Consider the following 25,231-nt stretch of genomic DNA (forward strand, 5'->3'; position numbering starts at 1 on the left):
TGCCGGTGCGCAAGATCATTCACATTGACTGCGATTGTTTTTTTGCTGCAATCGAGATGCGGGACGATCCGCGTTTGCGCGGACGTCCGCTGGCAGTGGGTGGAGACCCTGGCAAGCGTGGCGTGGTTGCTACCTGCAACTATGAGGCACGTGCCTATGGCGTGCGGTCGGCTATGGCATCGGCCTACGCGAAAAAGCTGTGTCCCGAGCTGTTGATTGTGCCCGGCCGCATGGCGGAATACCGTGCAGTTTCACAGAATATTCTCGCCATCTTTGCCGATTACACCGAGCTGATTCAGCCGTTGTCACTGGATGAGGCCTATCTGGATGTGACCAACAGCCAGCATTGCCGCGGCAGCGCCACGCTGATTGCGCAAGAAATTCGCCAGCGCGTGCGTGATACCCAGGGGATTACCGTGTCTGCCGGGGTCGCGCCCAACAAGTTCCTGGCCAAGATTGCCAGTGACTGGAACAAGCCGGATGGATTGTTCGTCATTCTTCCCGATCAGGTCGATGAGTTTGTCCGTGCCTTGCCCGTCGATCGTCTGCACGGCGTCGGCAAGGTGACCGCCGAGCGCCTCAAGCGCCTGGGCATTGATACCTGTGGCGATGTGCGTACCTGGCGGCAGGATGATTTGTTGCGCCGTTTTGGCGTTTTTGGCCAGCGGCTGTGGCAGTTGGCGCATGGCCAGGACGAGCGTCCGGTAGTGGTAGAGCGCCAACGCCAGTCGGTCAGTGTCGAACATACCTATGATCAGGACCTGCCGGATCTGGCGGCCTGCCTGGCCGAGTTGCCCAGCCTGCTGGAACGCCTGGCCAAGCGTCTGGCCCCCTTGCAGGGGCAGTACCGTATCAGCAAGCCCTTCGTCAAAGTCAAATTCCATGACTTCACTCAGACCACCATGGAGTTGCAAGGCACCCCGGTAACCCCTGAAGGCTATGCTGAACTCTGTGCCCAGGCCTTTGCCCGCGGCTTGCGCCCGGTTCGCCTGCTCGGCGTGGGCGTGCGGCTGGATTCAGCCCACGACCCATTGCATGAGCAATTGGCGTTGTTCTGATTGTCTGACAGCTGGCTGCCTGCCGCTGGCCACCTGTTCTCGATAAGGCAGGCGGCTTGCCATATATCACTGCTACCTTTGATGGTCGGCAGCCAGCAGTTAACTGGTTAGCATCCGGGCATCACTTTTTGAACACCAAGGAGCACATCATGAAGATGCAAGAATTGTTTGACCTCAGCGGCAAAGTTGCGCTGATCACTGGCGGTACCAAGGGGCTTGGCCTGCAAATGGCCGAGGCTTTCGGTGAACAGGGTGCCAAGGTATTCATCAGTGCGCGCAATGCCGAGGAAGTGGCTGCGGTCGTGGCCGAGCTGAAAGGCAAGGGCATCGAGGCGGGCGGTATTGCCTGCGATATGGGTGACCTGGCTTCCCAGCCGGTAGACAAACTCTGTGATGCGGTAGAGCAGGCCTTCGGTACCGTGGACATTCTGGTCAACAACGCCGGCACCAGCTGGGGACAACCCGCTGAAGATCACAGTTATGAAGGTTGGCAGAAGGTGATGACGCTGAACGTGGATGTCTGCTTCCTGCTGGCGCAGGCTGTGGGCAAACGCTTCATGTTGCCGCGGAAATCCGGCAAGATCATCAACATTGCATCGATTGCCGGTTTCAAGGGCAATCGGCCGAATACCGGTATTCATACCGTGGCCTACAACACCAGCAAGGCCGCAGCCATCAACCTGACCCGTGCTCTGGCGGGTGAATGGGGTCCGTACAACATCAATGTGAATGCCATTTGCCCGGGTTACTTCCCGACCAAGATGGCCAAGGGACTGGAGAAAGTCACCGAGGTGATCAAGCAGGGTACGCCCTTGGGTCGCATTGGCGGCGAGGATGACATCAAGGGCGCTGCGGTGTTCTTTGCCTCGGAAGCCTCGCGTCATATCACGGGTCAGGCGCTGGCGGTTGACGGCGGTAACTCGGTAGTCTGATGGCATTAAGGAGCCACTGAATAACGCCTTGCGTGCTCAGCGTGAAAGCCTGAGCAGGCAAGGCGTTGTTCGGAGGCTCCTGCACCCGGCCAGCCAGATGTGCTGGCCGGTAGGCCCGATATCCTCAGGGGTTGCTCAGGCCCCGGCTCAGCTGGCCAGCAGCGGCTGTAACCCGCTCGCCATGCTCTTCTTCCAGCTGCTGCATGTGTTTTTCATGCAGTTTGCGTTCACTCGGCGATAACGCTTTCCACGCCTGATGGGTGGGGATATGTGCAGTGGCATCGTAAATCAGGGTGAATATCTCACAATCATGCTGACTGTTAAGGGCCCCGGAGTAGTTGTCCAGGAGCACCTTGATGCGAATGCTGCCTTCAATGACAGGTACCTGCCGGGTTACCAGGCTATTGGTCAGGAACTCGATGTCTTCGGCCAGGCGCTGATTACGTTCATCTTCGTTGTCACGCACGGCGGCTTGCCGCTGCCATACCTGCCGCCACAATCTCAGGGCGTACCAGCCGAGGCCGGCAATGATGAGCAGGGCAAGCAGGGTTAGCAGTAAGGTAATCGGCATGGTTTCAACTCAGAGATTCAGATCGGCTGGATCCAGGCTGCCGCTTTCTCGCAAGGTTATCGTCCGGGCCATGAACAATCCGGTGCGGATGTGGCCTTCAATGCGGTAAGTGACAGGCTGGCGGTTCTCGACCAGTTTGCCGATATCCACTATGTGACGCCACAAATTGGAGCGTACGTTCAATTCAAAATATTCCGAGCCGTAGGCGGGCACGTCAAAGTGATTGTTGCTGACGCCGGTGGCCAGCCGAATATCATTCAGGTACACCTGATAATGCATGCCTCGAATCGGCAGGCTGCGATCATTCGGATTATCGATACGCAGTTGCAGGCGAAAGCTTTGTTCCCACAGGTTGGACTTCAGCATGTCGACATTGGCCAGATGGATGTCTGGTTTGCTATAGCCCGGATTCAGAATGGCGCAGCCGGATAACAGCATAAGGCCGAACATGGTCAGGCTGATGACCAAGATGCGTTGTGGCATGGCTTCTGCTCCTTGGGATACTGGCTGCAATTATCAGTGGAGTTGTCGTGCAGCCCTTCTCTGTCCATACTAACGATTAATGGCTTAAAGGAAAGGCCCTGATTCGGGTTTCCGCGAGGGAGAAGGAAAATGGCAGAGTTTCAGGTGGTTTTTCAGGGTGAGATTCAGGCTGGAGTCGATGCCGAGCTGGCGCGATCGGCGGTGGGCCAGCTGTTTCAGTTGTCAGACGGCAACCTGGAGCGCCTGTTTTCAGGTAAGCGAATTGTCATCAAACAGGGGCTGGATGCGGCGACGGCGGATAAATACCGCCAGGCGATTGAACGCGCCGGGGCTGTATGCGTGGTTGAGCCAATGGCATCTGAAACGGACGCTGCACCGACGGCCAAACCTGCGTCTGAGGCGCCTGCGTCGGCAGAGTCTGCTGAGGAATCCGCCGGGACTGCGAGCAAGGGCAGCAAGCTGGAGCCGCGGGACAGTTTTATGGCTGCTTTTACCGAGGTGGACGCGCCGGACTACGATATTGCGCCGGTCGGTAGTGATCTGCAGGAGCAATACCGTGATTACACGCCACTGGATATTGATCTGGCCGCGCTAAGCCTGGCGCCGGTAGGCAGCGATATGGGTGAGATGAAGAAAGACCAGACTGCAGATGTGCCGGATACCAGCCATTTGAAGTTGCAAGACAAGTAATCTTTCCTGTTCCCGGGCTCCCTTTTCAGGCAAGGCTGATTAATCGCGCAAAACCATAGCAGCCGGGGTGGCGCTGGTGCACTCAGGCGATTTGATTAGTCTTTCCTTCATTGCAAGCAACACTGCTTGTATTTCTTGCCTGACCCACAGGGGCAAGGTGCATTGCGGCCGGGTTTCAGTGGGTTATTCGGGTCGACAAAGTACCAGCGGCCCTGCTCGCGACGAAATTCCGAGTGTTCTTCATGGGCCTGCTGTTCGCCGTTCGGGTCCTGCCAGCGGGCGATAAAACGCACCCAGGCCTGTTGGCTCTCCGGGCTATCCGCCTCGCTGTCCACTACCTCCAGCCCCAGCCAGCGGCTTTGCCTGCTCCATTGACGCATAGCCTTGCGATCCAGGCTGGCCTGTTGCGCGGGCAACGTGGTGTTGACCAGATAATCAACCAGCCCAAGGGTGTAGGCGCAATAGCGTGAGCGCATCAGGCGCTCGGCACTGGGTGCTTCGTGGCCCTGGTGCAACGGCTGGCAGCAGTCGGCATAAGGTCTGGAGTTGCCGCAGGGGCAGGGGGATGTTGCCGTCGGGGTCACGCTTACCACCAGTATTTGCCAAAGAGCTCCGGATTGGCCCAATATTTGGCGTTCAACCAGTCCGGTACCTGTTTGTAATCCTGCAGATCATAACTGAACAGGTGCAGGCTGCGCTCCTCTTGCTGGAAGTGTCCCTGACGCTGCATGGCGAGGGCGAAAAAATCTTTCTCCTGCCAGTCGCTGGCCAGGTTCAGATCCACCAGAACGGCCAGGCGGTTGACCAGTAAATTGCGCAAGCCGGCCAGCAGTTCGGTAGCCCGTTGTTTGTCGAGTATCTCCAGTTGCTCGGCGACCAGCGCCAGATCGTAGCGCTGCTGTTGCCAGACCTCGGGTACAGGTACTTCCCGGCAATGGACAACCTCAGTATCAGGATGCGCTGCGGCATAGGCCTGTGCTGCCGGAATCGGGTCGACACTCACGCACAGCAGGCGTTGCGGCTGGTAGTGATCCAGCAGGGCGAGCAGGGCGCTGGTCGGGGAATTCGACATGGGGGCTCCGGCAAGATGGGTTCAGGGCGCCAGGCGTTCGCGCACCCAGATGCCGTTGACCAGGCGGTAATTCAGCCGGTCATGCAGGCGGCTGGGGCGGCCCTGCCAGAATTCGATCAGGTTGGGCACCAGGCGGTAACCACCCCAATGCGGTGGACGATCCGGCGGGCTGTCGCTGTGCTCGTTGGTCAGGGCACCAATGCGGTCTTCCAGTACACTGCGATCGGCAATCACCTGGCTCTGGGGTGAGGCCCAGGCGCCGAGACGGCTACCGATGGGACGGCTGTGGTAGTAGGCATCGGATTCTTCGGCGCTGACCTGTTCGACAATGCCTTCGATGCGCGCCTGGCGCTCGAGGTCGTGCCACCAGAAGGTCATGGCAGCTTTGGGTTGCTGTTTCAGTTGCTGGCCCTTGGCGCTCTGGTAATTGGTAAAGAACATAAAACCGCGCTCATCAAAGCCCTTGAGCAGCAGGGTGCGCAGGTGCGGCTGACCCTGGGCATCGACGGTGGCCAGCATCATGGCATTGGCTTCGGTGGATTCGACCTCGACAGCCTGCTTGAACCATTCGGCAAACAGGGCGAAGGGTTCGTCCGGGGCCTGGCTTTCGGTGAGGCCGTCACGGGTGTAGTCGCGGCGCAGCTCTGCAATGGATGGGGTCATGCCGGTTCTCCTTGGTCTATGCAGTAATGCTAGCACTCGCTGCGGTCGGTGCATTGATCCGCAGCAAGTTCACGCCGGACAAATTCAGTCGAGTTGTTGCAGGCAGCGGGCCAGTTCGCGGCTCAGTGCGAGGGCCCGCGGGTCCATCAAGACATAGGGTCCCATGGTGTTGGTGACATAACCAAAGCCGACCTGGCGTTCGGGGTCGCAGAAGCCGAGTGAACCGCCAGCCCCCGGATGGCCCCAGGCTTGTGGCCCCATGCCATAGCCGCCGCCTTCATAGTCTTGCTCCAGCATACAGCCGAGGCCAAAGCGGGTCGGGGCCAACAAGGTCTTGTCCATGCCGGCGCTGTGCTCGCGTTGCATGCCGTTGACCAGTTGACTATCCAGCAAACTCACACCGTCCAGGCTGCCGCCATGGGCCATCAGCTGCCAGAAGCGTGCCAGTGAACGGGCGTTGCCGGTGCCGTTGGCGGAGAAGATTTCCGCTTGCTGCCATTCGGTACGGTTGGTGCTGGTCATCATGCTGGTCGGGTTGCCAAAGGCCTTGGCGGTCAGGCTCTCTGGCTGGCCCATGCTCATGAACAGGGCGCGGGCATACTCGTCACCAAACTGGTTGCGCAGGCGGGACACACTGGCAATGCGCTCGAGGTCGCTGTCCGGTACGCCGACAAAGAAGTCCATGCCGGCGGCCTGACAAATATGCTGGTTGATGTAGGCGCCGGGGCTTTCGCCGCTGGCCCGGGCCAGTGGTTCGCCGAGCAGCCAGGCATAGGTGACGGGTGCGTAGCCGTGGGCGCTGTCGGGCTGCCACCAGGGTGTTTGCTGTTCCAGCGCATGGGTCATGGCGGGCCAGTTGAACAGGGCTTCTGGCGGCAAGGGGATGCTGACGGCTGACAAGCCGGAGCGGTGGCTGAGTATCTGGCGCAGGGTGATCTGGTCTTTGCCGGCGACGGCGAATTCGGGCCAGACTCTGGCTACCGGGGCGTCGAGTTCGAGTGTGCCGGCTTGCACCTGTTGCAGGATGGCGACGGCGCCGAGGGGCTTGGTGCAGGAAAATACGTTGACCAGTGTGTCCTGTTCCCAGACCTGCTGGTTTTCCTTGTCCATTACGCCCTGCCAGAGATCCAGCACGGTGTCGCCGCCAACGGTGACGCAGAGGGCGGCGCCACGGGCCTGTTCGTCACTTTGTTGCTCGGCAAACAAGGCGCGAACGCTTTCAAAGCGCGGATCAAAATACCCTTGTACTTCAGCCATGGTTACTCCGTTGTTGTTTTGGTACTCATTTTATTGGTGGTGCATGGAGGTATTGCCTATCTCCTCCTTCTAGCTAATGTGCAGAATTCGCGTTCCAAGGTAAACACTGATTAAAGTGACTTGGGTGCGCTAGCCCTGTTGTCGCTGACCGGTTCTGGACACGCCGTAAACCCTTCCCTGGGGGCTCGTAGATGCCATCCCTGGCATCTAACGGTCCAGAACTGGTCAGCGACAACAGGGCTACGAGAGATTTGTGCAATTAATCAGTGTTTACTAAAAAATGCCAAGAACAATGCACCTCTGCTCGAAGTGGTATTGCCGGCCACCTGACACAGGAACAATTAACCGGTGTTTCACTATTCTATTTCCCGCCGAAACGGCGGCAACGCATTCAGTATCGCCTTGCCATAGCGTTTGGTCACCAGCCGGCGGTCGAGCAGGGTGATGGTGCCGCTGTCCTGTTCGGTACGCAGCAGGCGGCCGCAGGCCTGGACCAGGCGCAGGCAGGCGTCGGGGACGGCGATTTCCATAAAGGGGTTGCCGCCATTGCGTTCGATCCATTCAGCCAGTGTCGCTTCGACCGGGTCATCGGGTACGGCAAAGGGGATTTTGGCGATCACCACGTGTTCGCAATAGTGCCCCGGCAGGTCGACACCCTCGGCAAAGCTGGCCAGGCCAAAAATAATGCTCTGGTGCCCATCGTCGACGGCTTTGCGGTGCTGGCGGATAAGCTCCTGTTTGGACAGATCGCCTTGTACCAGCAGTTTTTCCCGCATGGCCGGGTCGAGTCCGCCAAAGACTTCGAGCATTTGCCGACGTGATGAGAACAGCACCAGCGCTCCTCTGCAGCCAGCCAGAATGTCGGGCAGGTGGCTGATGATGGCGGCACTGTGACCGGCGTTGTCTTTCGGATCGACGCCAATATCGGGGATGCGCAGCAGGCCTTTTTCCGCATGGCGGAAGGGGCTGGGTGCCAGGGTGCAGACGGCGCTTTTCGGCAGGCCAGCGCGGTGGCTGAACCGGTCAAAGCGGCCGAGTGCGGTCAGGGTGGCGGAGGTGACCAGGGCGGCAAAGGCGCTGTGCCAGAGGTATTGGCGCAGGGTGTCGGCGGCGCTGATCGGGCTGACGTGGACGTCGATGTCGTTGGCCTCGGTCAGTGTCAGCCAGCGTGCGGTCGGCGGTTTGTCTTCGGCATCCTGCAGGCAGAACTGCGTCCACAGGGTCCAGTTGGTGGCAGCCCTCGCTTGCAGTGCGCCAAACAGCGGGTACCACTCTTCGGCCTGATGTTCGGGGACGCCGACGGCTTCGCCGTCGATGGCTTCTTTCAGCAGGTCGACCAGCCGCTGCAACAGGTCACTCAGGCGGCCAAAGCCGGCTTTCAGCTCGGTGCCCATGTCGCGTAGATGATCCGGTATCAGGCCATGCTCGAAACGGTGCTGCGGGCGAATATGCCCGGAAAAGTCTTCACTGTTGGCAAAGTCGGCGACTTCGCCCATGGCCTGTTGCATGAATTGCTGGTGCGGACGCAGGTCTTTGGCCTGGGCGGGTACCTGTTCCAGCAGGCGGCCAAAGTCACCGGGTAGCGGGTTTTGCAGCAGCAGTTTGCTCAGGCTTTTGTCCAGTTGGTCGAGCCAGTCGGCGGTGGCCGCGAGGCGCGTATTGTGGGCAAAGTGGGCGATGGCCTTGTCCGGCAGGTGGTGACCTTCGTCGAAGATATACAGGCAATCACGCGGGTCGGGCAGGATGGCGCCGCCGCCGAGGGCCAGATCGGCCAGCACCAGGTCGTGGTTGGTGACGATGACGTCGACCTTTTGTACGCCTTCGCGGGCCTTGTAGAACACGCATTGATTGAAATGGCTGCACCGGCGGTTGCTGCACTGGATATGGTCGGTGGTCAGGCGCGACCAGTCCTGGTCTTCCAGGGCTTCCGGCCAGGAGTCGCGCTCACCATCCCATTTGTTGCTGGCCAGCGCTTCGACCATGCGGGTATAGAGTTTCAGGCCCGCTTCGTCGACGGCCAGGTTGAAGCCTTCTTCGGCAAAGCCCTGTTGCCGACTGGCCATGGCCTGGTTGTCTTGCAGCAGATGATCGAGCTTGGCCAGGCAGACGTAGCGTCCACGCCCTTTGGCCAGGGCAAAGCGGAAATCCAGCCCGGCGTTGCGCTGAATGTCCGGCAGGTCCTTGAGCACGATCTGTTCCTGCAGGGCGACGGTGGCGGTGGCAATCACCAGCGGCTTGCCCAGGTGTTTGGCAATGGGAATGCCGGCCAGGCAGTAGGCAACGGTCTTGCCGGTACCGGTGCCGGCTTCGACCACGGCTATGGCAGGGTCGCCGTCGCGGCGACCGTCTTCGTCGAGGGTGATGCCACCAAATACCTTGGCGACTTCGGCAATCATCACCCGCTGGCCATAGCGTGGCTTGAGTTGCTTGTTCTCGAGGAAGGTGCGATAGGCCGTCTGAATCTGGCTTTTGAGTTCGTCGTTCAGCATGCGGGCTCCGGAAGATCAGCGCCGATCATACCATTTGCGTTGTACTCGGGTGCAGCCGGCTGGTTGCAGCCTTGGTACTTTTGGCGCACTCTTTAACGCAATCAAGGTGTCAAGCAATCAGCAGGCGGAGTCGGCCATGGCGGTCAAGGCATTTCATAACAAGGTGGTGGTGATTACCGGTGGCTGTGCCGGCATCGGTCGGGCTCTGGCGTTGCGCTTTGCCCAGGGCGGGGCGCGGATTGCGATTCTGGATGTGCAGGATGAGGCGCTGGTCGCCTTCAAGCAGCAGTTGGCCGACAAGCTGAATGCCGAGGCGCTGGCGATTCACTGTGATGTGGCGGATGACCAGCAGTGCGAGCAGGCGATCTGTCAGGTGGAGGAGCAGTTTGGTGGCATCGATATCCTGATCAATAATGCCGGCATTACCCATCGCAGCGCCTTTGCCACTACCGAGATGGCCGTCTTCAAGCGCATTATGGATGTGAACTATTATGGCGCCTTGCATTGCACTCGTTATGCTCTGTCCAGTCTGATCAAGCGCAAGGGTCAGGTCATCGTACTGAGTTCGCTGTCCGGCTTTGCGCCCTTGCTCAATCGCAGTGCCTACAATGCGAGCAAGCATGCCTTGCACGGGCTGTTTGATACCTTGCGTATGGAGGTGCGCGAGCAGGGCGTCAATGTGATGCTGGTTTCACCGGGCTTTACTGCGACCGATATGCGCAGAAATGCGTTGGTCGGCGATGGTTCGGTCAGTCAGCAGTTCATCGGTGCTCCCTTCAAAGTGGCTTCGCCGACCGATGTTGCCGACGATATTTATCTGGGCGCTTTGAAGCGCAAGCGTTTGCTGGTGTTGTCCAATGTTGATTGGCGGGCACGCTTGCTGGCGCGATTGTTCCCACGTTTGTTTGAGCGCTGGATGGTGCCGCGGTTGTCGGGGATTAAGATGGTTCGTTAAGGCTTCTTGGATTGCTTTGTTGCATGTGCGCTGGGCGTTACCTTGGTGCTGCCGGCCGGGACACGCTGTGAATACGTCCCTGTAAGCTCGACGGCAGCATTCCTGCTGCCTTGGTGTTTGGCGCAATTACCAGCCGCCTGGTGCAGACACGCTGCGAGCCATCCCTGGGGCTCGTCGATGCACGTCCCTGTGCATCGACGGTCTGCACCAGGCGGCTGGTAACCGCGCCAGCATAGTTTTGTGCTGCCCGTCTGAGTTTAATTTGCTAAATCAATTTTCTTCAAAATTTCCTTGGCTGCATGCCGCCCACTGGCAAAGCAGGCGGTCAGGAGGTAGCCACCCGTCGGCGCTTCCCAGTCGAGCATTTCCCCTACGCAATACACCCTCGGCAGGGCTGTCAGTTCCAGGTGTTCGGTCAGGGCATTGCGGCAGACGCCGCCGGCGGAGCTGATGGCTTCGTCGAGGGGGCGGGTGGCGCTGAAGCGCAGGTGCAGGTGTTTGATGGCCTGAACCAGTGTTGCCGGGTCGCGCAGTTGCTCGGGTGGGGTGACTTCGTGTAGCAGAGCAATCTTCACAGGGTCGAGGCCGGCTTTGCTGCGCAGGCGTTTGCTCAGCGAATCGCCTTTGCGGGCGTTGCTCAGGGCGGTAAGCAACTGGGCTGCGGTGCGGTCGGGGGCCAGGTCCAGTTGCAGGTCGGCGTGGCCCTCGCTTTCCAGTTGTTGGCGCAACGGGGCGGAGAGGGCGTAGATCAGGCTGCCTTCCAGGCCGTCGTGGGTGAGCACGCATTCGCCGCGGCGTTCAAGCCATGTATCGCCATCCTTTACCCGGGCGATCAGGGGCTTGAGGGGGTGGCCGGCGAAACGGCTGGACAAGTGCTCGCTCCAGCTAGCCACAAAGCCGCAGTTACTCGGGCGCAGCGGGCTGATGTTGACGCCTTTCTCTGCGAGCAAGGATCGCCAGGCACCATCCGAGCCCAGTCTGGCCCAGCTGCCGCCGCCCAGGGCGAGGATAGTGGCGGACGCGGTGACGCGGATCGGGCCTTGTGGGCTGTCGAATAGCAGTTGCTCCCCCTCCCAGCCTTGCCAGCGGTGGCGGGTATGCAGGGTGACGCCGCGTTCGCGCAGGCGGCGCAGCCAGGCGCGCAGCAGGGGGGCGGCTTTCATGTCGCGAGGGAATACGCGGCCGGAACTGCCGACGAAGGTGTCGATGCCGAGGTCGTGAATCCAGTTGCGTAGTTCGTTGGCGGCAAAGTCCTGCATCCATTCGGCGGCCCAGTCGCTGGCCTCGCAGTAGCGCTGGATAAAGTGTGCGGAATCTTCGGCATGGGTGATATTCATGCCACCGATACCGGCAAGGAGAAATTTGCGTCCGACTGAGGGCATGGCATCGTAGACCGCGACTGCAGTGCCTGCGGCGCTCAGGGTATCAGCCGCCATCAGGCCGGCGGGGCCGCCGCCGATGATCACTACGGGAGCTGGGCTGGACATACGTGCAGGCACCTTGGACGAGGAAATCGGCGCAGTCTACCCCATTCCCCGGGCTTGCCATACTGCATGGGCGGCTTGGTGCAGCAGGGCGTGACGGCGTGCGAGGGCCGCGCGGTCATCGGAATACCCCCCGCCAATGACGGCGCAAACCGGAATGTCGCGACCCAGGCAATGCTCAAGTACGGCGCGGTCACGCTGGGCAATCCCGTTATCGGTCATGGCCAGCAGGCCGAGGGCGTCGTCCTGATGCACGTCGACGCCGGCGTCGTAGAGCACCAGGTCAGGTTGATAGAGGGGCAGCAGGTAGCCGAGCAGGTCGTCGACGGTTTGCAGGTAACCTGCATCATCCAGTTGGCGTGGCAGGTCGATATCCCAGTCGCTGGCGGCCTTGCGCGCGGGAAAGTTGTCTGCACAGTGCAGGGATACGGTAATGATGTCGCGGTCATCAGCCAGAATGCGGGCGGTGCCATCGCCCTGGTGCACGTCGCAGTCAAAGATCAGGATGCGCTGTGCCTGACCGGCAGCCAGCAGATAGCGGCTGGTGATGGCGAGGTCATTGAAGATGCAGAAGCCAGAGGCAAAGTCATGATGGGCGTGGTGGGTGCCGCCAGCGAGGTGGCAGGCCAGGCCATGCCGCAGGGCAAGTCCAGCGGTCAGCAGGGTGCCGCCAACGGCGCGGGTGGTGCGTCGGGTCAGAGGCTCGCTCCAGGGCAGGCCCATGCGTCGTTGTTCTTTCGAGCTCAGCTGATTGTCCAGAAAGCGATCAACGTAATCGGGGGCATGCGCCAGGACCAGCAGCTCACGGCTGCAGTTTTCCGGGCTGTGCAGGTTGCCAGCGTGCAAGATACCGGTATCACGCAAGACGTCGTGCAGTCGCGCGAACTTGTCCATCGGAAAACGATGCCGGTGCGGGAGCGAAAAACTGTAATCGGCATGATAAACCAGTGGAATATCCATTATGGCCCTCGTCATTGCTGGTCTGTGGAGTATGGGTGGCAGTCAGCTGGGTGAACAAGTGTGCGACAACCCGCAAAGGTAGATAGAATGTATCTATCTGCGACAATTCGACGCCTTTAGCATCTGTATGTCGATTGTCTTGTTTTACCTGAGGATTACCCCTGATGACGCAATTGCTGGATGATCTGGTCAGCCTGTTGGCGCTGGAAAAGATTGAAGAGAACCTGTTCCGTGGCGGTAGTCAGGATCTGGGCTTCAAGCAGCTGTTTGGTGGCCAGGTTCTGGGTCAGGCGCTGTCGGCGGCCAGCCAGACAGTTGGAGATGAGCGCCACGTACATTCACTGCATGGTTATTTTTTGCGTGCCGGTGATGCCACCTTGCCGATTGTTTACCAGGTTGACCCCTTGCGCGATGGCGGCAGTTTTACCACCCGCCGGGTGCAGGCGATTCAGAAAGGCAAGCCCATTTTTACCTTGATTTGTTCTTTCCAGGGTGATGAAGAGGGTTATTCCCATCAAGCTAGAATGCCTGATGTTCAGGGTCCGGAAGATCTGCTTAATGAGACTGATCTGAGCCGCAAGTATCAGCATCTGATTCATGAATCGGTGCGCGAGAAAGTGCTGCTGGACAAGCCGATCGAGATTCGTCCGGTCGAGATGTTCAATCCGTTCAATCCGCAGCCTGGTGAGCCGGTACGCCACATGTGGTTCAAGGCCGATGGCAACTTGCCGGATGACCCGCAGGTGCATCGCTATATGCTGGCTTACGCCTCGGATTTTCATTTGCTCGGCACCGCCATGCTGCCCCATGCGATTTCGTCCTGGACCAAGGACATGCAGGTCGCCAGCCTGGATCACTCGGTCTGGTATCACCGTCCGCTGCGGATGGATGACTGGTTGCTGTATGCCATGGACAGCCCTTCGGCTTGCGGTTCGCGCGGTCTGTCTCGCGGGCAGATTTTCAATCGCGCTGGCGAGCTGGTGGCTTCGGTGACCCAGGAATCGCTGATGCGCAAGCGGTCCAGCTGATATGCATGGTTTGCAGGCCTGGATCTTCGATCTGGATGGCACACTGACCCTGGCACAGCATGATTTTCCGGCTATCCGGCGGCAACTGGGTATTCCGGCCGAAGCCGATATCCTGGCTTACCTGAAGAGCTGCGCCCCGGCAGAACGTCTGCGCTTGCAGTCTGAACTGGATGCAATCGAGCGTGAGTTGGCGCAGCAGGTTTCTCCGGCTCCGGGTGCTGCCGAGTTGATTCGCCACTTGCACGCCGAAGGTCATAAACTGGGTATTCTGACGCGCAATCTGCAACAGGTAGCGCGTGATAGCCTGGCGGTGATCGGAGTCCTTGACTGTTTTGCCGCTGAGGACATTCTGGGCCGTGATCAAGCCGAACCCAAGCCTGGCCCCGGCGGCATTCTGGACTTGCTGTCGCGCTGGCAGCAGTCGCCACGCGACGCGGTAATGCTGGGTGATTTTCGTTTTGACCTGGAAGCCGGTCGTGCGGCTGGTTGCCATACCTGTCTGATTCATCCGGAAAACAGCTGGCCGGCACTGGCCGATTGGCATATGCCTGACTGTGGCAGTCTGCTGCGTTTTCTGCAGCAGTGAAGCCGTGGTCGGCGACGGGAAAACAGGCATAGGTCATAACAAGGCACTATGCTATCAAGTAAGCTCTGGCCGTCGGATAGTTCCCTGTCATGTTCAAGCGTTTGCTGGCTTTATTTACCCGTAATGACTCGCCTGCGTCTGCCATGCCACGGGCCGGGTCAAGCACGCAGCCGCCACTGTCCATTGATGAGGATGAGCGGATTCAGGAAGCCTTTCTCGGACTGGTGCTGGGCGTGCACTCGCCGCAGGATATTGCGCTCAATCACTTTGAACACAAATCGCTGAAGCGTTTGCGCAGTCTTGCCGACAGTGGACTTGGCGATGTTCAGTTGGTGCCACGCATGCCGAGTGTTCTGCCCCGCTTGATGAGTTACTTCAGAGATCCAGAGACCACCAGCAAGGAACTGGCGGATTTGATCGGTCGGGATCTGGTGTCGGTAACCGAAGTCATGCGTCTGGCGAATAGCCCGTATTACCGCCGAAGCAGTGCTGCTCGCAGCCTGGAGCAGGCAGTGGTGGTTCTGGGGCAGCGAGGCTTGAGGCAATTGGCGGCCAATCTGTTGATCAAACCCTTGTTTACCGGCCACAAGGGGCATTTCAGCAACCTGGCAGGCCCTTTGCTGTGGACTCAATCCGAGAAAACCGCCGTGCTCTATGCGGCGATGGCTCATGACGCAGGGAGTGACGAGTTTGTCGCTTATCTGGCCGGCCTGGTAGCCAATCTCGGACTCCTGGTGGGCTGTCGGGTACTTGATCAGGCGTTCGATGGTCAGCAAACGCCATCGAGTCGTGAATTCCGACAGTGTTGGCAGTCGGCAAGCCGGGATCTGGCCGTTGGTGTTGCCCGTGTCTGGGAGCTTCCGGATGGGGTGGGGGACGTGTTGCAGGGGTTGCAGGTTGAAACCGGCTTGCCGGATACGTGCGCCAGTCAGCAGCTGTATGCGGCTGAGCGACTCAGTGAGCTGCACTGCCTGCATCAGCACGGCCGACGAGAGCTGCCCGCGCCCGGTGAATTTACTGCCAGCAGCTTGCTACAGACCTATTATCCGTTGATGCTGAGTGAAATGCGCCGTTTTACCGGTTGAGGCGCACTCAGGTCTGTTCAGATGCTGTCCATGGTCAAGCGCAAGGACAGATCCACCGCTTTGATGTCCTTGGTCATGCTGCCGATCGAGATGTAGTCGACCCCGGTTTCCGCTACGCTGCGCAATGTGGCCTCGGTAATGCCGCCGGAGGCTTCCAGTTTGGCCCGGCCCTGACAGCGTTCTACCGCGGTGCGCATGTCTGCGTGGCTGAGCTCATCCAGCATGATGATATCGGCGCCGGCATCCAGCGCCTGCTGCATCTCCTCCAGGTTTTCAACCTCGACTTCCACCGGTTTTCCCGACACCATCAAGCGGGCCTGAGCAACGGCTTCAGTTATGCCACCGCAAGCGGCAATATGGTTTTCCTTGATCAGGAATGCATCGAACAGGCCTATGCGATGATTGTGGCAGCCACCGCAGGTGACCGCATATTTTTGGGCCATGCGAAGACCGGGCAGGGTCTTGCGGGTATCCAGCAAACGTACCGGGGTACCGGCAACCAGAGCCGCAAAATGTTGGCTGCGTGTAGCCGTAGCAGAGAGGGTCTGCAGAAAGTTGAGTATGCTGCGTTCAGCCGTCAGCAGGCTGCGCGCCGGGCCTTTTATCGTGCACAGCACCCGGTTGGGTTCCAGGCTGTCACCATCGGCAACCTGCCAGCTGGCTGACAGGGCAGGATCGACCTGTCTGAGTACTTCATCAGCCCAGGCGCGGCCACAAAACACTGCAGCTTCACGGGTGATGATGGTGGCGCTGGCCTGGCGCTCGGCCGGTATCAGCGCTGCGGTAATGTCTCCACTGCCAACATCTTCAGCCAGCGCTCGCTGAACATCGGCAACAATCACGGCGTAGAGATCATTGAGTTTAATATTGGCCATGGCAGGCTCCAGCAGGTCTGACAGAGGCGCGAGTATACCGGAAAATGACCATTTCGCGGGATGCAGGTGCCTGGGTGAAGGCACCGTTGCCGGTTGCCGTTGTATTGACCGGTTGACTGGTTTAAATTCGTTGGCGCTTGCGCAATACCAACAATACCCGGACCTTGATACATTCTCCCGGTCGATTGCAGGGGAGTTGCAATTTGCCCGGTTCATATCTGCTGTAAGTTCGCGGTGAAATATATTCTGCTAATTCAGGACTTTATAATGAAAAATATAACCAACCCACTTTGCGTTCTGACCGCTGCCGTGTCGCTGTCACTGGCTGGTTGCGATGGATCCTCACCATCTGATCTGGTGGTCGGCGAGCTGACCGATGTCAGCATCGGGTTTACCGAAACCAAAATGGATGTCGAGATCACTGATCCGGGTTTCTATTCGCTGTTTACCCGTGGTGATGAGGATTCAGTCTGCAAGCTGTATGACGCGGATGGAGCCTTGATTGTCGAGGATGATGACAGCGGATCCGAGTTCAATTGCATGATCAATACCATGCTTGATGCAGGCAACTACACGGTGGGTCTTTCTGGTTATGAAGTCAGCGATCGGGGCCGTGTTCAACTGATGCTGGAGGCATTGCCGGTTGAGCAGGCCAAGGTTGGAGATGTCATCAATCTGGATGTCGACGCGGGGCGTGGAGCCGTTATTGCCTTTGACGTGGCGGAAGATGGCGCATTCCTGTTGAGCACCACGGGGCTGATGGATACCGAATGTCACCTGTATGGCGCCGATGGCAAAGAGCTGGGTTACAACGATGACTTTGGCGATGACGAGAACTGTGGCCTGATACAGACACTGGTTAGTGGGCGTTACCATTTCGTGATCAATGGCTACGAAGGTGAGGGCGGCCGGACCACCTTCATGGCGGCTCCTACGGAAATTCAGACTCTGACATTGCCAGTAGGCGAGCAGCAGAGTGCACGTCTTGATGGCGCAGAATCATTGATCAATTTCGAGGTCGAGATCGTTGATCCGGGTATGTATGTGTTCCAGACCCAGGGTGAAACCGATACCTATTGCGAACTGCGCGACCAGTCTGGCGAAATGATGGCGGAAAACGATGATGGGTCTGACCACAACTGCCGTATTCAACATGCGCTGACGGCTGGCGTGTACCAGTTCAATGTACAGGGTTATTCCGGCAGTACCGGTGACTTCACTGCGCAGGCCGATCGCCGCTAGCGGCTATGGCGGGCAAGTCGTGAAGATGTGTGCGATGGAGACTGCCCCGCTGTGCGGGGCAGTAACCTGACTGGCTCACTGGTCGCCGTTATATTGTTCCGGGTTGTTGAAGTAACTTTTGGTCAACTTGAACACCACCGGGCTGAGCAATAACAAGGCAATCAGGTTGGGCAAGGCCATCATTGCATTCAGGGTATCCGCCACCAACCAGAGACTGCCAAGGTCCATGCCAGGCAGGGTTCCTATCGGGATAGCCAGCACCCAGATCAGACGGAACGGCGCATTGGATCGCTCGCCAAACAGAAACTGGGTGCACTTTTCGCCGTAAAAACTCCAGCCGATGATGGTGGTGAAGGCAAAAATGGCCAGACCGATACTGACGATGTATTGCCCCCAGCCCCCGGGCAGACCCAGATTGAATGCATGGGCCGAGAGCGAGGCGCCATTTTCACCACTTTGCCAGGCACCGGTCACCAGAATGACCAGGCCGGTAATCGAGCAGATGATAATGGTATCAATAAAGGTACCCAGCATGGCTACCGTACCCTGGCGAATCGGATTGTTGGTCTGCGCAGCAGCATGGGCGATAGGCGCACTGCCCAGACCTGCCTCGTTGGAGAACACCCCACGGGCGACACCGAAGCGGATTGCCGCCCAGACGGCGGCCCCGGCAAAGCCACCGGCGGCGGCGATCGGGTTGAAGGCATAGTAGAAGATCATGCCAAAGGCTTCCGGTAGTCGGTCAGCATGAATGATCAGGATAGTTACCCCACCCAGCACATAGAAAAGAGCCATGATCGGCACCAGCTTGCCGGCGACATCGCCAATGCGCTTGATTCCACCGATCAGCACAAGAGCAACCAGTACGGCAATGACGATACCGGTCACCATTGGGTGAATGCCGAAGGTGCTGTTCAGGGCATCTGATACCGAGTTGGACTGAATTGTATTGCCTATGCCGAAGCCCGCCAGCATGCCGAAAACGGCAAACAGGATGCCAAGCCATTTCCATTTGGCACCGAGTCCGTTCCTGATGTAGTACATCGGGCCGCCGACATGGTGGCCGAGCGCATCTTTTTCGCGGTAATGTACGGCCAATACAGCTTCGCAGAATTTGGTTGCCATACCGACAATGGCGATCAGCCACATCCAGAACAGCGCACCCGGTCCGCCGAAAAACAGCGCCGTGGCGACGCCGGCGATATTACCGGTTCCTATGGTGGCAGAGAGGGATGTCATGAGCGCGTTGAACGGACTGATATCGCCGGCTTCATCGCTTTTGCGTCCACGCCAGAGCATACGGAAGCCGTAAACCAGCTTGCGTTGCGGCAGCAGCTTGAGACCCAGAGTCAGATAGAGGCCGGTACCGGCGAGCAAGGCAAGCATGGGCCAGCCCCAGACAACACCGTTGACCGCCTCGATAAAGGTGATCAAGGCGTCAAAGAACCCGCTTTCAGCAGGTGGCAGTTGAGTTTCTGGTGTTTCCATCGGCGATTTTCTCCTGAGGTATTGACAGCATTCAGAGCATAATCCAGAAAATGGCTTTTTGCCCGCTACTGACCGAGAAATGGGTAATGGCGACTTGATATCGAAAGCAGAAAAAGTGTGACCTACGTCTTAAAACGGGATATTGCCACTTGGGTTGATGAGGAAAAGGCTTATACTTGCTAATGAAAATTTGACGCCAGAAATACGACTTGACGGACGATTTTACTCAGGTAGCAGGGTTGGCACCGCGGCGTTCCCCAAAGGCAGTAACGCCTGTCTGGAGATTGCACATGACTAATGATTCAAAAGTGGTTCCCTTGTCTGCACGCGATGGCGATGCAGCAGCTGCCGCTGATGCAAAGCAGCGGCCATCCGCCTTGCCTGTGCCGCTCAGGCCGGTTCGTGAACAGGCTCTGGTCTTTTTGCGTACCACCCTGGTGGCGTTGTTCGATAATGCCGATGACAGCCTGTTTGAAATGGCTGACAAAGCCGGCAGCAATACTGATCAGTCACTCTACTTCGAGGCCATGCGTGCTATTCGCTTGCGCCGACACGCCATTGAAAAAGCCTGCCTTGGGCGACTTGAGCGTGAACTGGAAGAGCTGAACAACTATACCAGCAGTGCCAGTAAAGACAGTCTGAGTCATTTTGCGCTGGATACTTTGACCCTGGTCCAGCCGGATGAGCTGGAGCAAACGGTTGCCATGGATAACATGGTCAACCGGGTGGCCGGGCGCAATGCCACAGCGCTGACTCAGTTGGCCGTACGAATGAATAGCCTGGTCAAAGCGCAGGTGGATGAAAGCGCCAACCCGCTCGGACCGGCCAATCTGGCACAGTATTTCGTCGATGCGCTGGCTCCGCTGGAGCTGGATATCAAGGTCAGGCTGATTGTGCTCAAACTGTTCGAGCGCTATGTGCTGAATGAATCAGATGCTCTCTATCAACAGCTTAACGAGATTCTGGTTCATGCCGGTATTCTGCCTGACCTGCGTTTGCATGCGCAGCGCAGCACTCGGCCTGCTGCACCAGGTAATGCGGGCTCATCCAGTGCTGCTCAGTCCTATCCCAGTGGTGCGGGCAGTGATCAGCCGGTAGCCGCTGACTCTCCGTTGAATCTGTTTGCCGATCTGGTCAGCAGCTGGCGCCATGCCAGTGGCGATGCGGCTCTTGCGCCGCTGGGGCAGCAGAATGCACGGCCGGTTCAGCAGCAGGAGTTGTTGCAGCTGCTGGGGCAATTACACGTTGACAGTGAAGCCATGACAGGGTCGGCGTTGCGGATGCAGATCCGTGACCTGCTGACCGGCTTGCACAGTCGCACGGGCGAGTCGCGCGGACTTGAGCGCGTTGATGATGACGTCATCAGCCTGGTGTCGATGCTGTTTGATTTTATTCTCGACGATGACCAGTTGCCCGGCGCGCTGAAGGCGTTGATCGGTCGTTTGCAATTGCCGGTGTTGCGGTTGGCCATTGCCGACAAGAGCTTTTTCAGTCGCTCCAGTCACCCGGCGCGCAAGTTGATCAACGAGTTGGCTCGCGCCACCCTGGGGTGGAGTGACCACGATGATCTGACGCGTGACAAGCTGCATGAGCAGATCGAGCAAACCGTTGAGCGCCTGCTGGAAGTCAGTGACCCGCAGCCAGAACTGTTTGCCGAGTTGCACGCGGAGCTGAGTGGTTATGTCCGTCAGGAGCAGCGCCGAAGCGATCGCCTTGAGCAGCGTACACGCGATGCGGAAGAAGGGCGTGCACGGGTTGATGCTGCACGGCATGACGTTGCCGGTGCATTGAACGAGCTGCTCCTCGGTCGCAGTCTGCCCGTGGTGGCGCTGGATGTGCTGCGTGACGTGTGGAGTCAGCAACTGCAGATGGTTGCCTTGCGAGAGGGCAGCGACAGCCCGCAATGGCGGCAATCCATGGCGATGGCCAAAGCGCTGGTGGCCAGCTTTGCCAATGTCGAGGAAGCCGACAAGCCGGAGCGTCTGGCTGCGGCCAGCAAACTGCGCGAGAAAATGCAGTCCGCCTTGCTGGAGAGTGGCCTGGATAGTCCTCAAGCTCTTCAGCAATTGCATGATCTGGCTGCGGCTCATGAGAGCATGTTTGCCAGCAAGCCGGTGGTCAAGCCAGAGCGCGCTGCAGAGGCGCCGAAAGAGCCGCAGGCCGATACCACCCCGGTAGCAGCCAAACGTGCAGTAGATGCCAACGAAACCTCACCGGAAACGGATAAGCTCCAGCCGGCAGCTGATGTTGTGGCGGCCGCTGACCCGGCGGTTGAAGAGCAGCCGGTTGCCAGCCCGGAGATTGTCCAGGTTGTTGCCCCGGTGCTGGAATCACCGGTGGTAGAAGAAGCCCCCGAGCTGATCACCGACCTGCCTGATAATCGCTCGCTGGCCTGGGTTGCATCCCTGAATGTGGGGAGCTGGTTTGGCCTGATCAAGGCTGAAGGCGAGTCAGAGCAACGCTGCAAGCTGGCTGCGCATATCAGCTTCAGTCGCAAGTATATTTTCGTCAACCGGGCTGGCGTCAAGATGGCCGAGTTTACCGAGAGCAATCTGATCAAGCACTACGAACAGGGTTTGATTCGCTTGCTGGATGACAACCAACTGTTTGATCGGGCGCTTGAGTCCGTCATCGGAAATTTGCGTCAGTTGCAGGATCGCCGTTAACTGGCTCGCTGCCCGGGCGACGGGCTGGTAGCATAAGCGTTCACATCAACTGTTGGACGCTTGTGCTATGTCAGATGCTGCTGAATGGCTGCCGGGGGTCATTGTATGTCCTTCGCCGCATTGCAATGATCGTCCGGATCCGCTGGATATTTCTCTCCTGGTAATCCACAACATCAGCCTGCCGCCCGGGCAGTTCGGCGGCGGCTATGTGCAGGCCTTCTTTCGCGGAGAGCTTGATCGACGCGAGCATCCCTACTTTGCCGAGATTGCCGATTTGCGGGTGTCGGCCCATTTCCTGATTGCCCGGGATGGCGAGGTAACCCAGTTTGTCCCCTGCCGACAGCGCGCATGGCATGCGGGGCGTTCAAGTTTTGCCGGGCGTGCCGAGTGCAATGACTTTTCCATCGGTATCGAGCTTGAGGGCGCCGATGAAACCCCCTACAGTGATCAACAATACGCAGCCCTGCGTAGCCTGACGTTGCAATTGCAGCAACGTTACCCCTTGCTTACCCGGCAGCGCATTACCGGGCATGAATTCATTGCTCCCGGGCGCAAGACCGACCCCGGCCCCGCGTTTGACTGGGGGCGTTACCTGCGCAGCCTGCTGCCTGCCACTTCAAGGACGGTGACATGAGTTTTCTGGTTTTGTTGCTGGTTGTATTGATTTTGCGTTTCACCCCCTGGCGCACCGGATTTCCTCTGGATCTGGTTACTGGCTGGAGCAAGGCTCTCAGCCCGCGTTGCCAGCATTGGCATCCGCTGTTGGCCTTGACTGCACTGCTGAGCCCGCTTTTGTTGTTGTGGCTGCTGGACGGGTTGCTGACCGGTTTTGTCTACGGGCTGTTTACCCTGTTGCTGCATGTGCTGGTGTTGCTGCTTTGCGTCGGACGCAGTGATCCATTGGGGAATCTGTTTGATGAGTTGCGTCAGGCGCTGTTGCGGAATGACCATCAGGCGGCCAGTCTGCTTGCCGAGCGCGACTTTGGCCTGACCACAGAGAACCCGCAAGAGCTGCGTTCCGCCTTGCAGGGCCACATGCTGTGGGAAACCGCACATGGTTATTTCATCCCGCTTTTCTGGTATTTGCTGCTGGGCCCTCTGGGCGCATTGGGGTACCGCTTGTTGCAGCGTGGCCAGGGATTTAGCTGGCCAGCCGCTGACTGGTCGGCACGCCTGTGTCACGCACTCGAGTGGTTGCCTGTTCGCATGCTGGGTCTGAGCTTTGCCCTGGTCGGGCGTTTTGAGCAGGCACTCAGCGTGATACGCGACTATCTTGGCAATTGGGATCAGGCTGCCAGCCAGGTAGTCACGCGCATTGGCCGGGCTGCGTTGGGACAGCCAGAGACAGCTGGGACAGCTGCTTTGGATCAGGCGCGTCAGTTGTTATTGCGTGCCTTGCTGATCTGGGTGGTGATGTGGGCCTTGATAAGTCTGGTTTAAGTCGCGGTTTTGGTTAAAGATTGCGGATGGGTCGCCGATAGACTCAACATGAGACACCGGGTTGTGATCCGGAGTAGCGCACAACCTGTACTGATTTAAGGAATGAGACGCCCCTCGCTGCCGAGAAGAACAACCGCGTCCGTCCGACCTTTGAGGAGAAGTTTGAGTGAACGCATTCATGGCGCCCGCAATTGCATTGATGAATCGCCTCAGTTACGGCATGAAGTTTTGCCTGATAAGCCTGTTGTTCCTGGTGCCGCTGATTATCGTCAGCAGCATGCTGGTCCAGCAGTCCTACCAGCGAGTGGTGATTTCCGAGCATGCGCTGGACAGCCTTGCCCTGGTGCGCCAGCAAGTGGAGATCGTACGCCGTGCCGAGCAGTTGCGTGACCTGGATACCGCCTACTTCCAGATGACCGAGGGCCAGGTGGCCGAGCAGCTGGAGCAGCGCACTGCGGCGCTTCGGCAAGACCTGATTGAGCGGCTGAATGCCTTGCCGGTGCGTGCTGAAGCGGACGGCGCGAGTGACCTGTTGGAACTGCGTGACACACTGGTGGACCTGTATCAGCGCATTGGTCAGGAGTCGACCCGAGGGCGTGCCGACATGTCTGCACAGGCTTACGGGCAGGCCATATCCCTATTGGGAATGGGTGCATCCTATGCGGGTCTGATGCAGGACTACGATGCCGATGTACGTCAGGTAGGCAATATTCTGGTCAATGCCATTCCGGAAGTGACAAGCACTCTGGGCCATGGCCGGGCCGTGGGCAGTTACGTGGTCGAGCTTGGTTACATGAATTCCGATGCCAGCCGCATCATGGATGACATTCTCGATGTGCTGCCGCGTGTGCGCAATGATTATCAGCAGGCATTGGGTTTTCTTGATGGCCGGGAGGAGTTTGCCAGTCTGCGCAATGAGGTCACTCGCAGTATTGAGAGTCTGGATGCGACTCAGCAGATCTTCGAGGATGACATCATCCTGGCCAGCACGATGACCGGCAGCTGGAACGAGTTTTTTGATCGTATCACGACCCAGGTCGATACCAGCTGGAATCTGGGTGATGCGACACTGGTAGCCCTGGAATCCGTGCTGGATGCCCGGGTAGGGTCGAATTACCAGGCCATGTTTACTCTGATCATTCTGTTGGGCTTGGTGCTTGTTGTGGTTGTCTACCTTTACGGCGGCTTCTATCTGGCGACTCGGCATACCATCAAACACCTCTCCGAGAAGATGGGGCAGGTTGCCCAGGGCGATATGACGGTACAGGCGAGGGTCGACAGTCGTGATGAACTCGGTGCCCTGGCAAGTGATTTCAACGATACCATTTTGCGCATTCGCGAGTTGATCCAGCAGGTCAGCAGCATGAGCGCACAGGTCAACGAACAGTCTGATCAAGTGCAGCAAATTTCAGCCGATAGCAGCCAGGCGGTTGCCGCTCAGCGCAGCCAGATCGAGCAGGTAGCTACGGCAATGAACGAAATGGCGGCCACTTCGCAGGAGGTGGCGAGCAGTGCTGCAGTAGCTGTCAGCAATGCTGAAGAGGTCAACAATGAAACCCTGAACGGTCGTACGCTGGTTGAATCCTCGGTCAAGGTCATCGAGGGGCTGGCGAATGAAATCGAGCACGCGGTCAAGGTTATCAACAAGCTTGCGGATGACAGCAGCTCAATCAGCCGGGTACTGGATGTGATCAAGGGTGTGGCTGAACAGACCAATCTGCTTGCGCTCAACGCCGCTATCGAAGCGGCGCGTGCCGGTGAGCAGGGGCGAGGCTTCGCGGTTGTTGCCGATGAAGTGCGCACACTGGCCCGGCGGACGCACGAATCAACCGAGGAAATCGAGCAGATGATCGCCCGCTTGCAGGAAGGGGTGAATGCCGCAGTCAAAGCCATGGGCAGCAGCCATGGCATGACCGGAGAGTCAGTCGATTCAACACTCAAGGTTCAGGCGGCCTTGGCGAATATCCTGACCTCGATTTCGCAGATCGTCGATCAGAGTCAGCAGATCGCTGCGGCGGCGGAAGAGCAGACCGCTGTCAGCCACGATATTGACCAGAACATCGTCCAGATCAATGAAGTGGGTGAGCGTACAGCTGTCGGTGCGCGTCAGGCAGAAGAATCAAGTCATCGCATGGGGCAACTGGTTCAGGAGCTGCAACGTATTGTCAGCGCGTTCCGCGTCTGATCGGCCAGCCTTTTGGCGCTTT

General features: G+C 58.5%; 23 protein-coding genes. 12 read left to right on the forward strand and 11 right to left on the reverse strand.

Going from position 1 to position 25,231, the window contains the following annotated elements; genetic code table 11:
- Positions 1–5: 5 nt before the first annotated feature.
- Positions 6–1,058 carry a DNA polymerase IV gene (gene dinB / locus BLU07_RS04075; RefSeq protein ID WP_092389572.1) on the forward strand — a complete coding sequence of 351 codons (1,053 nt, stop codon included), beginning with the start codon at positions 6–8 and terminating at the stop codon, positions 1,056–1,058.
- Positions 1,059–1,207: 149 nt separating this feature from the next.
- Positions 1,208–1,990, forward strand: a complete 783-nt coding sequence (locus BLU07_RS04080) for an SDR family oxidoreductase (RefSeq protein WP_092384409.1) — start codon at positions 1,208–1,210, stop codon at positions 1,988–1,990.
- A gap of 124 nt (positions 1,991–2,114) precedes the next feature.
- Here BLU07_RS04080 and BLU07_RS04085 read toward each other — a convergent pair whose 3' ends face one another.
- Together BLU07_RS04085 and BLU07_RS04090 are read right to left on the reverse strand one after the other, a co-directional pair.
- The gene (locus BLU07_RS04085) at positions 2,115–2,561 is read right to left on the reverse strand and encodes a DUF2489 domain-containing protein (protein ID WP_092384411.1); all 447 of its coding nucleotides are present in this window, start codon (positions 2,559–2,561) and stop codon (positions 2,115–2,117) included.
- Between the two features lie 9 nt (positions 2,562–2,570).
- A complete protein-coding gene (locus BLU07_RS04090) occupies positions 2,571–3,044 on the reverse strand; it encodes an LEA type 2 family protein (protein ID WP_092384414.1) in 474 nt (157 codons plus the stop codon).
- A gap of 129 nt (positions 3,045–3,173) precedes the next feature.
- Here BLU07_RS04090 and BLU07_RS04095 point away from each other — a divergent pair, with 129 nt between their 5' ends.
- Complete coding sequence (locus tag BLU07_RS04095; RefSeq protein ID WP_092384416.1) at positions 3,174–3,734, forward strand: hypothetical protein; 561 nt, start codon at positions 3,174–3,176, stop codon at positions 3,732–3,734.
- Between the two features lie 107 nt (positions 3,735–3,841).
- On the opposite strand, the gene BLU07_RS04100 is transcribed toward BLU07_RS04095, so the two are convergent.
- From BLU07_RS04100 to dinG, 5 genes are all read right to left on the reverse strand, one after another.
- Positions 3,842–4,318 (reverse strand): YchJ family protein, encoded by a 477-nt coding sequence (locus BLU07_RS04100; protein WP_092384418.1) that lies wholly within the window; start codon positions 4,316–4,318, stop codon positions 3,842–3,844.
- A gap of 2 nt (positions 4,319–4,320) precedes the next feature.
- Positions 4,321–4,806: a DUF6231 family protein gene (locus BLU07_RS04105; protein WP_092384420.1), complete on the reverse strand. Its 486-nt coding sequence runs from the start codon at positions 4,804–4,806 to the stop codon at positions 4,321–4,323.
- A 21-nt stretch (positions 4,807–4,827) separates the two neighbouring features.
- On the reverse strand, positions 4,828–5,469 hold the full coding sequence (gene pdxH, locus BLU07_RS04110; protein ID WP_092384422.1) for a pyridoxamine 5'-phosphate oxidase: 642 nt from the start codon (positions 5,467–5,469) through the stop codon (positions 4,828–4,830).
- An 84-nt stretch (positions 5,470–5,553) separates the two neighbouring features.
- On the reverse strand, positions 5,554–6,726 hold the full coding sequence (locus tag BLU07_RS04115; protein ID WP_092384424.1) for a serine hydrolase domain-containing protein: 1,173 nt from the start codon (positions 6,724–6,726) through the stop codon (positions 5,554–5,556).
- Between the two features lie 356 nt (positions 6,727–7,082).
- Entirely contained in the window at positions 7,083–9,215 is a 2,133-nt protein-coding gene (dinG, locus tag BLU07_RS04120; protein WP_092384426.1) for an ATP-dependent DNA helicase DinG, read from the reverse strand.
- Between the two features lie 136 nt (positions 9,216–9,351).
- Between dinG and BLU07_RS04125 the strand changes: the two genes are divergently transcribed.
- Entirely contained in the window at positions 9,352–10,170 is an 819-nt protein-coding gene (locus BLU07_RS04125; protein WP_092384428.1) for an SDR family oxidoreductase, read from the forward strand.
- A 257-nt stretch (positions 10,171–10,427) separates the two neighbouring features.
- Here the strand turns inward: BLU07_RS04125 and BLU07_RS04130 are convergent, their stop codons facing one another.
- Both BLU07_RS04130 and BLU07_RS04135 read right to left on the reverse strand, forming a co-directional pair.
- Positions 10,428–11,657: a TIGR03862 family flavoprotein gene (locus BLU07_RS04130; protein ID WP_092384430.1), complete on the reverse strand. Its 1,230-nt coding sequence runs from the start codon at positions 11,655–11,657 to the stop codon at positions 10,428–10,430.
- Positions 11,658–11,693: 36 nt separating this feature from the next.
- Positions 11,694–12,614, reverse strand: a complete 921-nt coding sequence (locus BLU07_RS04135) for a histone deacetylase family protein (protein WP_092384432.1) — start codon at positions 12,612–12,614, stop codon at positions 11,694–11,696.
- A 164-nt stretch (positions 12,615–12,778) separates the two neighbouring features.
- On the opposite strand from BLU07_RS04135, the gene tesB reads away from it, so the two are divergent.
- The 3 genes from tesB (at position 12,779) to BLU07_RS04150 (ending at position 15,313) form a co-directional block, all read left to right on the forward strand.
- Entirely contained in the window at positions 12,779–13,642 is an 864-nt protein-coding gene (gene tesB, locus BLU07_RS04140; protein ID WP_092384434.1) for an acyl-CoA thioesterase II, read from the forward strand.
- A 1-nt stretch (position 13,643) separates the two neighbouring features.
- Positions 13,644–14,228 carry an HAD family hydrolase gene (locus BLU07_RS04145; RefSeq protein WP_092384436.1) on the forward strand — a complete coding sequence of 195 codons (585 nt, stop codon included), beginning with the start codon at positions 13,644–13,646 and terminating at the stop codon, positions 14,226–14,228.
- Positions 14,229–14,317: 89 nt separating this feature from the next.
- Positions 14,318–15,313, forward strand: coding sequence for an HDOD domain-containing protein (locus BLU07_RS04150; RefSeq protein ID WP_092384438.1), 996 nt, complete (start codon positions 14,318–14,320; stop codon positions 15,311–15,313).
- 17 nt (positions 15,314–15,330) lie between these two features.
- Here BLU07_RS04150 and nadC read toward each other — a convergent pair whose 3' ends face one another.
- On the reverse strand, positions 15,331–16,188 hold the full coding sequence (nadC, locus tag BLU07_RS04155; protein ID WP_092384440.1) for a carboxylating nicotinate-nucleotide diphosphorylase: 858 nt from the start codon (positions 16,186–16,188) through the stop codon (positions 15,331–15,333).
- 267 nt (positions 16,189–16,455) lie between these two features.
- Here nadC and BLU07_RS04160 point away from each other — a divergent pair, with 267 nt between their 5' ends.
- Entirely contained in the window at positions 16,456–17,430 is a 975-nt protein-coding gene (locus BLU07_RS04160) for a hypothetical protein (protein WP_092384442.1), read from the forward strand.
- Positions 17,431–17,505: 75 nt separating this feature from the next.
- On the opposite strand, the gene BLU07_RS04165 is transcribed toward BLU07_RS04160, so the two are convergent.
- Positions 17,506–18,918, reverse strand: a complete 1,413-nt coding sequence (locus tag BLU07_RS04165) for an alanine/glycine:cation symporter family protein (protein WP_092384444.1) — start codon at positions 18,916–18,918, stop codon at positions 17,506–17,508.
- A gap of 290 nt (positions 18,919–19,208) precedes the next feature.
- Between BLU07_RS04165 and BLU07_RS04170 the strand changes: the two genes are divergently transcribed.
- The 4 genes from BLU07_RS04170 (at position 19,209) to BLU07_RS04185 (ending at position 25,209) form a co-directional block, all read left to right on the forward strand.
- Entirely contained in the window at positions 19,209–21,584 is a 2,376-nt protein-coding gene (locus BLU07_RS04170; RefSeq protein WP_092384446.1) for a DUF1631 domain-containing protein, read from the forward strand.
- A 67-nt stretch (positions 21,585–21,651) separates the two neighbouring features.
- A complete protein-coding gene (gene ampD / locus BLU07_RS04175; protein WP_092384448.1) occupies positions 21,652–22,218 on the forward strand; it encodes a 1,6-anhydro-N-acetylmuramyl-L-alanine amidase AmpD in 567 nt (188 codons plus the stop codon).
- A complete protein-coding gene (gene ampE, locus BLU07_RS04180; protein WP_092384450.1) occupies positions 22,215–23,024 on the forward strand; it encodes a regulatory signaling modulator protein AmpE in 810 nt (269 codons plus the stop codon). The genes ampD and ampE overlap by 4 nt, the downstream gene beginning before the upstream one ends.
- Before the next feature lie 166 nt (positions 23,025–23,190).
- Positions 23,191–25,209 (forward strand): methyl-accepting chemotaxis protein, encoded by a 2,019-nt coding sequence (locus BLU07_RS04185; protein ID WP_092384452.1) that lies wholly within the window; start codon positions 23,191–23,193, stop codon positions 25,207–25,209.
- Positions 25,210–25,231 lie beyond the last annotated feature (22 nt).

The sequence above is a fragment of the Halopseudomonas salegens genome (assembly GCF_900105655.1).
GTDB lineage: Bacteria > Pseudomonadota > Gammaproteobacteria > Pseudomonadales > Pseudomonadaceae > Halopseudomonas > Halopseudomonas salegens.